Annotated in this window: 7 protein-coding genes; 6 read left to right on the plus strand and 1 reads right to left on the minus strand. The window is 74.0% G+C overall.

Features of this window, described 5'->3' with window-relative positions:
- The coding region (locus NFU81_RS02920; protein ID WP_251484629.1) for a non-ribosomal peptide synthetase at window positions 1-4,665 on the minus strand (4,665 nt) is incomplete at its 3' end.
- Between the two features lie 449 nt (window positions 4,666-5,114).
- Between NFU81_RS02920 and NFU81_RS02925 the strand changes: the two genes are divergently transcribed.
- The 6 genes from NFU81_RS02925 (at window position 5,115) to NFU81_RS02950 (ending at window position 14,519) form a co-directional block, all read left to right on the plus strand.
- The gene (locus NFU81_RS02925) at window positions 5,115-6,386 is read left to right on the plus strand and encodes a phthiocerol/phthiodiolone dimycocerosyl transferase family protein (protein ID WP_251484632.1); all 1,272 of its coding nucleotides are present in this window, start codon (window positions 5,115-5,117) and stop codon (window positions 6,384-6,386) included.
- Window positions 6,383-6,904 carry an RNA polymerase sigma factor gene (locus tag NFU81_RS02930; RefSeq protein WP_251484634.1) on the plus strand — a complete coding sequence of 174 codons (522 nt, stop codon included), beginning with the start codon at window positions 6,383-6,385 and terminating at the stop codon, window positions 6,902-6,904. Before NFU81_RS02925 ends, NFU81_RS02930 begins: the two co-directional genes overlap by 4 nt.
- Window positions 6,905-7,058: 154 nt before the next feature.
- Window positions 7,059-8,240, plus strand: coding sequence for an ROK family transcriptional regulator (locus tag NFU81_RS02935; RefSeq protein ID WP_251484636.1), 1,182 nt, complete (start codon window positions 7,059-7,061; stop codon window positions 8,238-8,240).
- 120 nt (window positions 8,241-8,360) lie between these two features.
- Window positions 8,361-10,205 carry an alpha-galactosidase D gene (locus NFU81_RS02940; protein WP_251484639.1) on the plus strand — a complete coding sequence of 615 codons (1,845 nt, stop codon included), beginning with the start codon at window positions 8,361-8,363 and terminating at the stop codon, window positions 10,203-10,205.
- Between the two features lie 127 nt (window positions 10,206-10,332).
- Window positions 10,333-12,753: a glycosyl hydrolase family 95 catalytic domain-containing protein gene (locus tag NFU81_RS02945; protein WP_422665137.1), complete on the plus strand. Its 2,421-nt coding sequence runs from the start codon at window positions 10,333-10,335 to the stop codon at window positions 12,751-12,753.
- A 455-nt stretch (window positions 12,754-13,208) separates the two neighbouring features.
- On the plus strand, window positions 13,209-14,519 hold the full coding sequence (locus tag NFU81_RS02950) for a dicarboxylate/amino acid:cation symporter (RefSeq protein WP_251484647.1): 1,311 nt from the start codon (window positions 13,209-13,211) through the stop codon (window positions 14,517-14,519).
- The last annotated feature ends 30 nt before the right edge of the window (window positions 14,520-14,549 follow it).

Genomic DNA, 14,549 nt, shown 5'->3' on the forward strand with positions numbered 1-14,549 from the left:
CTCCTGTGCCGCGAGCCCGCTCTGCGCCGGGCCGGACGCCGCCGGCTGCGGGTCCTCGGCCGCGGGCCGCGGCTGCGGCCGCGGTTCCGGCAGGGCGCCGAGGCGCACGTCCGGGTCGGCGGTGACGGCGGCCAGCAGGAGTTGCAGCGTCTGCGTCAACTGCCGGGCGGTGCCGGTGTCGAAGAGGTCGGTGGCGTATTCCAGGTGGCAGTCGAGGCCCAGGGGTGCGCCGTCGGTGCCGTGCCGCTCCACCACGTCGAGGAAGAGGTCGAACTTCGCGGTGCCGGTCGGGACGGGGCGCAGCGGGGCGCTTCCCGAGCCGAGCCGCAGCACCGCGTCGCCCGCGTTCTGGAGGGCCAGCATCACCTGGAACAGCGGGTGCCTGGCCGGGTGCCGCGGCGGGTTCAGCGCCTGCACCAGCCGGCCGAACGGCAGGTCCTGGTGGTCGTACGCGGCCAGGTCGCCCTCGCGCACCCGGGACAGCAGGGTACGGAAGCCGGGATCCCCCGCGGTGTCGGTGCGCAGCACCACGGTGTTGGCCAGCAGCCCGACCACGCCGTCGAGCGCGGCGTCGGTGCGGCCGGCCACCGGCGTCCCGATCGCCAGGTCCGTCCCCGCGCCCCAGCGGGTGAGCAGCGCGGCCAGCGCGGCGTGCAGCACCATGAACAGGCTCGCGTCGTTCTCCTCCGCCAGGCGCAGCAGCGCCCGGTGCAGCTCCGCGTCCACGGCCAGGACGCACCCCGCGCCCGCACCGCCGGCCGCGGCAGGGCGCGGGCGGTCGCGGGGGAGCGGCGTCTCCTCGGGCAGGCCGTGGAGGGTGCGCCGCCAGAACGACAGCTGCCGCTCGGCCGTCCCGCCGCCGTCCGCCCGCGGGGCCAGCAGCCGGCGCTGCCACAGCGCGTAGTCCGCGTACTGCACGTCGAGCGGCGGCCAGTGGGGCGCGCGGCCCCCGGCGCGCGCGGCGTAGGCGGCGGACAGGTCGTCGGCCAGCGTGCGCAGCGACCAGCCGTCACAGGCGCCGTGGTGCAGCAGCAGTACCAGGGTGCGGGCGCCGCCGGTGCCCAGCAGCCAGGCGCGCAGCGGCAGTTCGCGTGCCAGGTCGAACCGGTGGCGCAGCGCCGCCGCCACGTGCCCCGGCACCTCCTCTGCCGAGCAGTCGACGACCGCCGTCACCGGCCCCTCGCCGCCCGCGGGCAGCACCTCCTGCCGGACCAGGACCCCGCCCGCCTCCCCGTCCGCCGCCTCCACCAGCAGCGTCCGCAGCGCCTCGTGGCGGTCGGCCAGGTCGCGCAGCGCCGCGCGCAGCGCCTCGGCGTCCACCTCCTGGGGAAGCGGCAGCACCAGCGGGATGCTGTACGTGGCGGCCGCGCCGTCGAGGCGGTTGAGGAACCACATGCCCTCCTGGTTGTGGGAGAGCGGCAGCGGCTGCGGGCGCTCGGCGCGCTCGACCGGCGGGCGCAGGTCCGCCTCGCCGTCGTCACCGGTCCCGGCGAGACAGGCGGCCAGGCCGGCGGGCGTCGGGGCGTCGAAGAGCGCGGCCACCGGCACCCGGCGCCCGGTCTCGCCGCGCAGCCGCGCCACCAGCCGGGTGGCGCTGAGCGAGTGGCCGCCGAGTTCGAAGAAGCTGTCGTCCCGCCCGACGCTGCCGCCCGGCAGCGTCAGCACCTCCTCGAACAGCCGGCAGACCAGCGCCTGTTCCGGCGTGGCCGGCGCCAGGCCGCCGGTCGCGGCGGCGAAGTCCGGCGCGGGCAGCGCGTCGGTGTCCAGCTTGCCGTTGCCGGTCAGCGGAAGCGCGTCCAGGAGCACGCAGGCGGCCGGGACCATGTGCTCGGGCAGCAGCCCGGCCAGGTGCCCGCGCAGCTCGGCCGGGTCGGGCCGCGGGCCTTCGGCGGGGACGGCGTACGCGACCAGCACCCGGTCCTCGCCCTGCGTGCGGGCCACCACGGCGGCGCCGGCCACCGCCGGATGGCCGGCGAGCGCCGCCTCGACCTCGCCCGGCTCGATGCGGAAGCCGCGGATCTTCACCTGCTGGTCGGCCCGCCCGCGGTACTCCAGGGTGCCGTCGCCGGCCCGCCGCGCCAGGTCGCCGCTGCGGTACATCCGCGAGCCGGGCGGCCCGAAGGGGTCCGCGACGAACCGCTGGGCGGTCAGCTCGGGCCGGCCGAGGTAGCCGGCGGCCACACCGGGTCCCGCCACGTACATCTCGCCCACCGCGCCGGGCGGTACGGGCCGCAGGCAGTGGTCGAGCACGTGGACCCGCAGGTCCGCCAGCGGCCGGCCGATCTGCCCGCGGGCGGCGGTGTCCGCGGCCGACGCGCGGGTGACGCGGTGGCAGGTGACATGCACGGTGGTCTCGGTGATGCCGTACATGTTGACCAGGACCGGCCGCTCGTCGCCGTGCCGGTCGAACCAGGGCCGCAGGGCGGCGGTCTCCAGCGCCTCGCCCCCGAAGACCACGTACCGCAACGCCGTGCCGGCCGTGTCCTCGGTGCCTGCCGCCTCCGCGTCGGCCTGCACCAGCTGCCGGAAGGCCGACGGCGTCTGGCTCAGGACGGTGACCTGCTCGCGCCGCAGCAGCTCCAGCATGTCGTGCGGCGAGCGGGACACCGCGAAGGGCACGACCACGAGCCGCCCGCCGTGCAGCAGCGCGCCCCACAGCTCCCACACCGAGAAGTCGAAGGCGTACGAGTGGAAGAGCGTCCACACGTCCCGCTCCCCGAAGGCGATGTGCTCCGCTGCCGTGCCGAACAGCCGCAGCACACCGGCGTGGGTGACCGGCACGCCCTTGGGCCGCCCGGTCGAGCCCGAGGTGTGGATGACGTACGCCACGCCGTCCGGGGTGAGCGGCGCGGTGCGCTCGGTGTCTCGGAGGTCCTCGGGCGAGCAGGCGGCCAGCTGCTGCTCGGTCGCCGCGTCCCCGAGCAGCACCCGGGGCGCCCCGCCGGCGGGCAGCCGCTCGGCGGCGCCGGGCTCGGTGACCAGCAGCAGCGGGCCGGCGTCCGCCGTCACCAGCCGCAGCCGTTCCGCCGGCTGGTCCGGGTCGAGCGGCAGGTAGGCGGCGCCCGACTTGAGCACGGCGAGCACCGCGACGACCAGGTCCGCGGTGCGCGGCAGCGCGAGCGCCACCACAGCGCCGGGTCCTGCGCCGCGGCTGGCCAGCAGCCGGGCCAGCCGGTTGGCGCGGGCGTTGACCTCCGCGTAGTCCAGGGTGCCCGCGGTGTCGGTGAGGGCGGGCGCGTGCGGGGTGCGGGCCGCCTGCTCCTCGAAACGGCCGGGCAGGGTGCCGCGGGCGGCCGCCACCGAGACCGCGGGCGGTGCGGGCGCGGGGCCGTACTCCGCGACCTGCTCGTGCGGCAGCAGCAGGTCGATGCGGGCGAGCGGCGCCTCGGGGGAGGCGGCGGCCAGCTGGTCCAGGACGGCGGCGAACCGCCGCTGGTGCGCGGTCAGTTCGTCCGCCGTGTACAGCAGCGGGTTGGCGTCGAAGGCCAGCCACAGGCCGTCGCCCTGCTCGGCCGGGCGCACCGTGATCTCCAGATCGTGGACGGCGCCGCCGGCCAGGTGGTGCGAGGTGGCGGGGTGCTCGCCGAAGCGCAGGCGCTCGGAGAAGGGCACCAGGTTGACCACCGGCCCGTACAGCCGCCGTCCGGTGCCCAGCACCCCCAGGTCGCGCTGCAGGTACTCGCTGCGGTACTCCTGGTGGCGGCGCAGGTCCGCCAGTTCGGCGGCGACCGCGCGCACCAGGTCGCCCACGGCCGTGCCCGGCGCCACCGCGACCCGCAGCGGCAGGATGTCGGAGGCCGTCCCCGGCGTGCGCAGCGCGGCGGTGCCCGGGCGGCTCATCGTCGCGACGCCCAGCACCACCTCCTCCGCCCCGGTCACCCGGTGCAGGTAGCCGGCCACCGCGGCGACCAGCAGGTCGGTACGCGAGGCGCCGAAGCGGGCGGCGGCAGCCGACAGGGCGCCGGCGTCGGGCAGGTCGGCGGCCGCCCGGTGGAAGGGATGGTCCGGCGGCGCCGTCCGCCCGGTCAGGCCCACGGCCTGCGGCAGGTCGGCGAACCGGCCGGTCCAGTGGTCGCGGTGCCGGGCGAGGCGCTCCGAGCAGCGGTAGCCGGCGTCCGCGTCGAGCAGCGGCCCGAGCCGCCCGAACGGGTTCTGCGGCACCTCGGTGCCTGCGGCCAGCGCGCTGTAGGTCTCGGCGAGCCGGCGGGCCACCAGCTTGTAGCCGTACCCGTCGAGGAGGATGTGGTGGGCGCGCAGGAACCACACGGCCGAGTCCGCCGTGAGCGTGATCAGGGCCTGGGTGAACAGCGGGCCGGCCTCCAGGTCCACCTCGGTGGCCAGGTCCGCGCGCATCCACGCCTCGGCGGCGGCGCGCGGCTCGGGCTCCGCGCTGACGTCGATCCTGTGCAGCGGCCAGTCGGCCGCCCGCGCGGGCAGGACGCAGCACGGGCCGTCCGGCGTGTCGCGGAAGCGCAGCGCGAAGGTCTCGGCCTCCGCGACGGTGCGCCGCAGCGCGGCCTCGAACACCGCCGGATCGACCCGGCCGTGGATCTCGACGTATTCCCCCGTGTTGTACGCGCCCTTTCCCGGACCGAGCCGGTGCGCGAACCAGATTCCCTCCTGCGCCCCGGACAGCGGCCGGATCTCATCCTCGTGGACTGCCATGGCACCAACCTCAGGGCGGAATTCCGCCGGCGACTCCGACCGGCAGCCGAATGGGGGACGTCGAGACCATGAGGAGAAATCGAAGAACCGGCGGCGCGGAATCGAACCGAGCCGGCGTGGATCGCCGTGGCGTCCGGCCGGTGTGCACCGCGTCCCGGGCCGAAGAGCCCAGGCCGGCCGGGTCCTCCAGACCCCTCCTGGCATGTATGTAATCTCCCGGCACCCGCCGGAGGATGCACCTCCCGATCCGAATGGCGCTCGAACACCACCCGACTGCCGCATAGCGGTTTGGCCATGAAACCGGTCGGGTAACGCATTCACCGTCCACGGCCCCACGGGCCGGAATTCGGCGGCCGCGGCGCATGCGCGCGCGTATCCCGGGACCCCGTCCGGCGACACCCCCGCACCCGCCACTCCTGCGGTTCGCCTCCTCCTCGAAAGGCCCAGCCATGCAGCGTCTGCTGTGCCCGGTGGAAACCCTCTACGTCGGCCAGCGAAGCCGGGCCGTCATCTCCTCCTCGGTGCGCGGCGCCGTCGACGCCCGGCTCCTCGGCGCCGCCTTCGCGGACCTGACCGCCCGCCACCCGACGCTGCGCGGCCGTATCGTGCGCGCCGGGTCCGGGTTCGGCCTGGAGGAGTGCGACGAGCCGCCGCGCCTGCAGACGTACGCCGCGGCCGAGCGCTCCCACGACGACGAGGTCAACACCCCGCTGCCGGTCGGCGGTCCGCTGGTCCGCGCCGCGCTGCTGCAGGGCGACGGCACCGACACCGTCGTGCTGAGCACCGACCACGCGATCAGCGACGGGCACAGCGCCATCGCCCTGCACAACGCGCTGTGGGCGCGCTACACCCAGCTGGCCGCCGACCCCGGCGCGGCGCCCGAGCCGTACCGCAGGCACTGGCCCGCGCCGGTCAGCGAGCTGCTGCCGCCGTGCCCCGAGGACGAGGTCTCCCGCCACTTCGAGCAGCGCGTCGAGGCGATGCGCGCCCGGCCCGTCGAGCTGCTGCCGCACGAGCCGGCAAGGCCTTCCGAGGGCGGCAGGATCGAGGTGGCGCGGCTGCTCCTGGACCGCGAGCAGACCGCGGCGGTGCGCCGGGCCGCGTCCGCCGCTGACGTCTCGGTGCACGGCCTGATCGCCGGGGCGCTGCTGACCACCGCCCGCCGGCGGCTGGGCGGCGAGGGTCCGCGGACCCTCGGCTGCCTGACACCGGTCGACCTGCGTGCCCGGCTGACCCCCGAGCTGCCGCGCGAGACGATGGTCGCCGCCGTCACCTTCCACGCCGAGGCCTTCGACGTCGCACCCGGGGCCGACCCGCTGGAGCAGGCACGGCTGGTGACCGGCGGTCTGCGCCGGGCGCTGGCCGCGGGCGAACCGCTCGCGCAGCTGCGCCTCATGCCGCTGGTCGCGCGCAATCCGCTGCTGATGGTGAGCACGGTGATCGCCACGAACATGGGCGCCGTCCAGGGGCCGCCGCTCCCCGAGGGGCTGGAACTCCTCGACCTGCGCCTCGTCCCCGCCCGCGAGGACTACTACCCGCAGGCCGGCCGCGGCCCCGTGCTGGCCTGCGTGACCACCTTCAACGGGCGGCTGGCCGTGGAGTTCCCGTACTGGACCGGATGCTTCGGCGCCGCCGCCATGGCCGCCTTCAGCGACGGTGTGCGGGACGCCCTGAGCGGCCTCGCCAGCGCAGGTGCGCCGGTCGCCAGCCTCGCGCCGTGACCGCGGCCGCCGAGGGCGCCGCCTCGGGTGATCCCGCCGCGGCGCTGCTCGCGCGCGCCCAGGCCGGCGACCGGCAGGCGCTCAACGACCTGCTGGCCCACATCACGCCGTACGTCTCCAGGATCTGCGCGCCGATCGCCAAGCGGCACAACCCCGACGCCGTCCAGGAGGCCCTGCTCGCCATCTACCGCGGCATGCACGGCCTGCGGGACCCGGCCGCCTTCTACGGCTGGGTGCGCACCGTCGCCGCCCGCGAGGCCGTCCGCGCCGTACGGCGTCTGGCGGCCTGCCCGGCCGCCCCGCTGACCGATGTCGGGCAGGAGGCCCATGCGCTCGACGCGGTGCACATCGACGACATCCTGCGCCGGCTGTCCGACCCGCACCAGCAGGTCCTGACCCTGCGTGTGCTGGGCCTGAACGAGGACGAGATGGCGCGGACCCTGGCCCTCCCGGTCGGTACCGTCCGCTCCCGCCTGCACCGCGCCCGCCACCGTTTCCGCCAGCAGTGGTACGGCTGAGCGGTGGTGCGAAAGTACCGCCCGCACCTTCGATTCGCCGCCAGAATCCTTCAGTGAGCACGATTGTGCAGGATAGGAGACGGCCGGGGGACTGTTTTCCGGAGTCCTGCTTTTTTCATTGACAGTGGAAAAGAACCACTCTACGTTTCCGGCCATGTGTCCAGCCCCTCTGCGGGAGACGGTACCGGCGACGACGCCGGCCGCCTCCCTGGTCTTCACCACCGTGCTGTCCCACGGCCCGCTCACCAGGGCCGACGTGGCGCGGCGTACCAGGCTGTCGCCCGCCGCGGTCACCAAGGCGGTACGTCCGCTGATGGAGGTCGGCTACCTCGTCGAGGACCTGGACGCGGGGGCGCGGCCCGCCATCGGACGCCCGGCCAACCTGGTGCGGGTGGACGGCGGCCGGGCGCTCTTCATCGGGCTGAAGGTCACCGGCGACGAGATCATCGCCGTACTGACCGACCTGTGCTGCCGCATCCGGGTCGCCCGGCACGTGCCGCTCACCGGGCGGGAGCCGTCCGCGGTGCTGCCCGTGCTCCTCGCCATGGTGCAGGAACTGCTGGTCGAGGCCGAGGGGTTCGGCGTCCGGGTCAGCGGCCTGGGCATCGCCGTCTCCGGCGACGTGGACCGGGTGGACGGTGTGGTCAGGTACTCGCCCTTCCTCGACTGGCGGGACGTGCCGCTCGCCGACGTCGCCGGGACCGCGACCGGGCTGCCGATCACCGTCGACAACGACGTGCGGGCGCTCACCGTGGCCGAGCAGTGGTTCGGCGCCGGCGTCGGGCTCTCCGACTTCGCCCTGGTCACGGTCGGCGCCGGCATCGGCTGCGGCCTGGTGGTGAACGGGCGGGTGGTCTCCGGGGCGCACGGCGTCGCCGGCGAGATCGGGCACCTGTCCATCGACCCGCTCGGGCCGCTGTGCCACTGCGGCAACCAGGGCTGCGTCGAGGTCATCGCGTCCGACCCGGCCATCCTGCGCGAGGTCCGGGCCGCCACCGGCAGGCCGCTGGCCACTGCGGCCGAGGCGCTCGAACTGGCCCGCGGCGGCGACCCGCTGGCCCGGGAGGTCTACGCCAGGGCCGGTGCGGCGATCGGCCGCGCCATCGGCTCGGTGGTCAACGTCCTCGGCCCGGAGCGGGTGATCATCTCCGGCGAGGGCCTGGCCGCCTACGACCTCTTCGCCGAGGACATCCGCACCGCCTTCGCCACCTCCGCCTTCGGCACCGCCGCGCAATGCGACCTGACGACCCGCCCGCTGCCCTTCGAGGAGTGGGCGCGGGGCGCCGCGGCCACCGCGATCCAGTCGTTCATCGGACCCCACACGCCCCAGGACTGAATCCAGCCGTCACCGACCCGCCCGGGCCGGCCCATGCCTCCGGAACGCGCAACCGGTTCCGGCACGCCTTCCCCCGTTCCCCCCGTCCCCCGTAACCCACAACAGGAGGTCCGACCACCCATGCGGTCATCCTCGACCCCGGCCCCGCGCGCCGCCCACCACGGCGCCCTGCGCCGGCCCGCCAGAGCCCTGCTGGTGCTGGCCGTCACGGCCGGCCTGGCGGTGGCGGCCCCCGCCGCCACCGGCGCCGCCACCCCGGCCGCGCCCACGCCGGCCGCCGCCGACGGCACCGCCGCCACGCCCTACATGGGCTGGTCCAGCTGGAGCATGCAGTCCTCGCAGTACCCGGGGCTCAACCCGAACGGCAGCTACAGCTACCTCACCGAGGCGAACGTCCTGAAGCAGACGGACGCGCTCGCCTCGAAGCTGAAGGACTACGGCTACACCTACGTCAACATCGACGCCGGCTGGTGGATGGACAACGGCTGGACCCCCGGCTACGACCAGTACGGCCGGCAGCGCCCCGACCCCGTGCGCTTCCCGCACGGCATGAAGGCGGTCGCCGACCACATCCACGCCAAGGGCCTCAAGGCGGGCATCTACCTGCCCGTCGGCCTGGAGAAGGGCGCCTACGGCGACGGCAGGACGCCGATCCTGAACGCCCCCGGCTGCACCACGGCCGACGCCGTCTACCCGGACCTGCGGACCACCAACGGCTGGGACAGCGCCTACAAGCTGGACTTCGCGAATCCCTGCGCGCAGGCCTACGTCGACTCGCAGGCGCAGGCGTTCGCCGACTGGGGCTACGACTTCCTCAAGCTCGACGGCGTCGGGCCCGGCTCCTTCAAGTCCGGTGACAACTACGACAACGTGCCCGACGTCGCCGCCTGGCAGAAGGCGATCGCCGCGACCGGGCGCCCCATCCACCTGGAGATCTCCTGGTCGCTGGACATCGGCCACGCCGCCGACTGGCAGCGGTACTCCGACGGCTGGCGGATCGACACCGACGTCGAGTGCTACTGCAACACCCTTGTCACCTGGGAGAACTCGGTCAACGACCGCTGGAAGGACGCCCCCGCGTGGAGCGGCAAGGCGGGCCCCGGCGGCTGGAACGACCTCGACGCCATCGACGTCGGCAACGGCGCGATGGACGGCCTGACCCAGGCCGAGCGGCAGAGCTACATGACGCTGTGGGCGATCAACAAGTCCCCGCTGTTCACCGGTGACGACCTCACCTCGCTGGACAGCTACGGCGTCTCGCTGCTCACCAACCGCGAGGTCATCGCCGTCGACCAGAACAGCTCGCCCGTCGCACGCCCGGTCACCCCGGTCGGCGACCAGCAGGTGTGGGCGGCGAAGAACCCCGACGGCAGCTACACCGTCGCCCTGTTCAACCTCGCCGGCGCCCCCGCGTCGGTCACCGCCGACTGGGCGGCCCTCGGGTTCACCGGCGACGCCTCGGTGCGCGACCTGTGGAACAAGCGGGACCTCGGCGGCTACCGCGACCGGATCACCGAGGCGCTGCCCGCGCACGGCTCCCGGCTGTTCACCGTCGAGCCGAACGGCCGCACCCTGGCCACCACGGGCTACGAGGCCGAGTCCGCGGCCAACACCCTCGGCGGCAACGCCTCCGTGGCGGGCTGCGACGCCTGCTCCGGCGGCAAGAAGGTCGGCAACCTCTACGGCGGCGGCACGCTGCGGTTCAACGACGTCACCGTCAAGAAGGCCGGCATCTACACCGTCAAGGTCCGCTACGTCAGCGGCGACCCGCGCGCGGTGACCGTCTCCTCCAACGGCGGCAACGGCACCAGCCTGCCCTTCCCGTCCACCGGCGACTGGAACACGACCGCGACCGTCAGCGTCTCCCTCGCCCTGAAGGCCGGCGCCAACACGATCACCTTCGACAGCGGCGCCGACGGATACGCGCCCGACATCGACCGGATCGACGTACCGCAGTCGCTCTGACCCACCCCGGCGGGGTCCGGCACCGGACCCCGCCCCGGGCGGCCCTTTCGGGACCGCCCGGCTCCGACCGGCAAGGACCGCAGGACCGCTCCCGCCGTTCCCTCACCCTGGAGTGCAGCACGTGGACATCCAGCCCAGCGCATCGCCCGCCGACCGCACCGGCACCACCGGCCGCAGAGGCTTCCTGACCCTCGCCGCCGCGGCCGGCGCGACCGCGGCCCTCGGCGGCCTGCCCGCCTTCACCGCCTCCGCCGCCCCGCTGCGGCCCGCGCAGTCCCCCCTGCTGTCCGCCGCCGACGCGGCGAGGAACCAGCTGTGGTGGCAGGCACCCGGCTCGGCCGGCTCGATGATCGGCCAGGGCCTGCCGGTCGGCAACGGGCGGCTGGGCGCCCTCGCCTCCAACGACCCCGGCGCGGAACTGCTGATGGTCACCGACGCGACGCTGTGGACCGGCGGCGCCAACGGCACCCTCCAGGACGACGGCCAGTTCCCCTACGGGCGCGACGACTTCGGCTCGCTGACCCTGCTTGCCCAGCTCACCGTGGCGATACCCGGCCATGACCTCGGCGCGGTCGACAACTACCGGCGCGTCCTCGACCTGGCCCAGGGCGTGGTCACCACGACCTACGACGTCGCGGGCGTGACCTACCGGCGGCAGATCTTCGCCAGCCGCCCCGACGACGCGATCGTGCTGACCTTCTCCCAGCTCGGCGGCGGCAGTTACACCGGCACCGTCTCGCTGGCCGGCACCCACGGCGAGACCACCACCGCCGACCGCGCCTCCGGTACCGCCTCGTTCGGCGCGGCCCTCGGCAACGGTCTGACGTACGGCTCCGCGGTCACCGCGTACAGCGGCACCGGCAAGGTCGCCGTGGACGGCACCGCGCTGACCTTCTCCGGGTGCCGGGACCTGACCGTCGTGCTCAGCGGCGGCACCGACTACGCGCCCGACGCGTCCGCCGGCTTCCGCGACCCGTCGGTCGACCCCGAGCGCCTCGCGGTCACGAAGGTGCGCAACGCCGCCAGAGCCTCCGCGACCGCCCTGCTGCACACCCATGTCGCCGACTTCCGCGCCGTCTTCGAGCAGTTCGGCCTGAGCCTGGGCGCCTCCTCGCCGGCGCAGCGCGAACTGGACACCTGGCAGCGGGTGCAGGCGCGGTACCGCGACGACGTGCCCGACCCGGAGCTGGAGGCCGCCTACCTGCAGTACGGCCGCTACCTGATGATCTCCGGGTCGCGCGGCAGCCTGCCGGCGGGCCTCCAGGGCGTCTGGCTGGACGGCAACGACCCGGACTGGATGGGCGACTACCACACCGACATCAACATCCAGATGAACTACTGGCTGGCCGACCGGGCCGGCCTGTCCGGCTGCTTCGACGCCTTCGCGGACTACTGCCTGGCGCAGCTGCCCTCCTGGACCGACACCACCCAGCGGCTGTTCAACAGCCCGGCCAACCGCTACCGCAACTCCAACGGGAAGGTGGCCGGCTGGACGGTGGCGATCTCCACCAACCCCTACGGCGGCGGCGGTTGGTGGTGGCACCCGGCGGGCAACGCGTGGCTGTGCCACAACCTCTTCGAGCACTACGAGTACACCCAGGACATCGGCTACCTGGGGAAGGTCTACCCGCTGATCAAGGGCGCGGTGGAGTTCTGGGAGGCGCGGCTGGTCACCACCACCGTCACCGACGCGTCGGGCGCCTCGCGCGAGGTGCTGATCGCCGACAGCGACTGGTCGCCCGAGCAGGGGCCGCTGGACGCCAAGGGCATCACCTACGCGCAGGAACTGGTGTGGAACCTCTTCGGCCACTACCGCACCGCGACGCAGGCGCTCGGCAGGGACACCGGCCACAGCGCCGCCGTCGAGGCCCTGCGCAACCGCCTCTACCTGCCCGTGGTCAGCCCGAAGACCGGCTGGCTGGAGGAGTGGATGTCGCCCGACAACCTCGGTGAGACCACCCACCGCCACCTCTCGCCGCTGTTCGGCCTCTTCCCCGGGGACAGGATCCGCCCCGACGACTCCACCCCGAAGGACATCCTGGCCGGGGCGACGGCCCTGCTCACCGCCCGCGGCATGAACAGCTTCGGCTGGGCCAACGCCTGGCGCAGCCTGTGCTGGGCGCGGCTGAAGGACGCGGAGAAGGCCTACCAGCTGGTCGTCACCAACCTCAGGCCGTCGGCGGACGGCAGCAACGGCAGTGCGATGAACCTCTTCGACATCTACGAGGTGGAGAAGGGCCGCGGCATCTTCCAGATCGACGCGAACTTCGGCACCCCGGCCGCGGTCGTGGAGATGCTGGTCTACTCCCGGCCTGGCCACGTCGAACTGCTGCCCGCGCTGCCCGCGGCCTGGGCGGCCGCCGGGTCGGTGTCCGGGGTGGGGGTGCGCGGCGGCTTCGTCGCCGACCTGAGCTGGCGCGACGGCAAGGTCACCCAGGCGACGCTGCGCAGCGTCGGCGGCCGCACCACGACCCTGGTGGCGGGCGGCGCGTCCCGCAGGATCGACCTGACCCCGGGGGAGTCCGTCACCCTGCGGCACCTGTCCTGAGCCGCCGGGGCGGGCGGGGCACGCGCCCGGCCCGCCCTCGGACGCGGTGCCGGTGAACGTCCGACCGCGGCCGTGGCCGAAAACCGTCGCCCGGCACGGACCCCCGCCGCCCAGGTCCGGGGCACGGGATCCGTCCGACGGCTTGTTCGTGTGTGATGAATGTATTATCTTTTTGGTCATGTCCAGTGCACACAGGGTCTTCGAGACGCGCGCGACCGGGGGAACCCCGCTCGTGGCGCGTCGGCATGTCGACCTGTGCCACTGCAACGGCGACCTGTGTAAGGCCTGACGCGAATCCGGCGCTCAGCGCCCCCGCCTCACCCCCCCGGCCCGGTCGTCCGCCTGCCGCTCCTGAACCGCGTATCCGCTGTCGAGCGCGCGGCACCAGCTGCACCGCGCCGGTCCACCCCTTTCGCGGTGCCCGGCTGTGCCCGCTCTCTTCCAGGAGTCCCCCCTTGCCTGCCTCGCTCAAGAGAACCCCGTTCTGGGCCCAGATCCTCGGCGGTCTGGTCCTCGGTGTCGTCCTCGGCCTGATCGCCCGCAACGGCGACGTGAACTGGCTCACCGAGACGCTCACCCGGATCGGCAACATCTTCGTCCAGCTGCTCAAGCTGGCCGTGCCGCCGCTGGTGTTCACCGCCGTCCTGGTGAGCGTCGTCAACCTGCGCAACGTCACCAACGCCGCACGCCTGGCGCTGCGCACCCTGATGTGGTTCTGCATCACCTCGCTGATCGCGGTGACCATCGGCATCCTGCTGGGCCTGGGCACCAAGCCCGGCGACGGCGTCCACCTCAAGGCCGCCGCGCTGCCCGACGAGATCCACAAGGGCAGCTGGGTCGACTTCCTCACCGGCATCATCCCCACCAACGTGGTGGACGCCTTCCGCGAGCCCAACGTGCTGCAGATCGTCTTCCTGGCCGTCGTGGTCGGTGCGGCCTGCCTGTCCGTCGGGTCGAAGGCCGACCCGCTGATCGACTTCTCCAAGGTCGTCCTCGAGGTCGTGCAGAAGGCCCTGTGGTGGGTCATCCGGCTCGCCCCGCTGGGCACCCTCGGCCTGATCGGCAAGTCCGTCGCCACCTACGGCTGGGACCTGCTCAAGCCGCTCGGCACCTTCACCGTCGACGTGTACGTCGGCTGCGCGCTGGTGATGTTCGTGGTCTACCCGCTGCTGCTCGCGCTGGTCGGCAAGGTCAACCCGGTCAACTTCTTCAAGGGCGCGTGGCCGGCCATCCAGCTGGCCTTCGTCTCCCGCTCCTCGGTGGGCACCATGCCGGTGACCCAGCGGGTGACCGAGCGGCTCGGTGTGCCGCGCGACTACACCTCCTTCGCGGTGCCCTTCGGCGCCACCACGAAGATGGACGGGTGCGCCGCGATCTACCCGGCGCTGGCGGCGATCTTCGTCGCCGAGGTCTACCACGTGCACCTGGGCATCGGCGACTACCTGCTGATCGCCTTCGTCTCGGTGATCGGCTCGGCCGCGACCGCGGGCCTCACCGGCGCCATCGTGATGCTGACGCTGACCCTGAGCACGGTCGGCCTGCCGCTGGAGGGCGTCGGTCTGCTGCTGGCGATCGACCCGATCCTGGACATGATGCGCACCGCGACCAATGTCACCGGCCAGGCGGTCGTCCCGGTCCTGGTCGCCTCGCGGGAGAAGATCCTGGACCTGGACGCGTTCAACAACCCGCGCGACCTGGAGGACGCCGAGGAGCAGCCCGCGGACGCGGACGCCGCCGGCGACCGCAAGGAGCTGGCCGGGGTCTGACCCCGCCTGCGCCACCCCGGCCCCCGGTCC

It is taken from the genome of Actinacidiphila cocklensis (assembly GCF_907177275.1).
Classification (GTDB): Bacteria; Actinomycetota; Actinomycetes; order Streptomycetales; family Streptomycetaceae; genus Actinacidiphila; species Actinacidiphila cocklensis.

What these genes read in the sequence shown, in the direction of transcription:
- NFU81_RS02935 (WP_251484636.1), top strand. Translation starts at nt 7,059, where the DNA reads ATGTGTCCAGCCCCTCTGCGGGAGACGGTACCGGCGACGACGCCGGCC.
- NFU81_RS02925 (WP_251484632.1), top strand. Translation starts at nt 5,115, where the DNA reads ATGCAGCGTCTGCTGTGCCCGGTGGAAACCCTCTACGTCGGCCAGCGA.
- NFU81_RS02940 (WP_251484639.1), top strand. Translation starts at nt 8,361, where the DNA reads ATGCGGTCATCCTCGACCCCGGCCCCGCGCGCCGCCCACCACGGCGCC.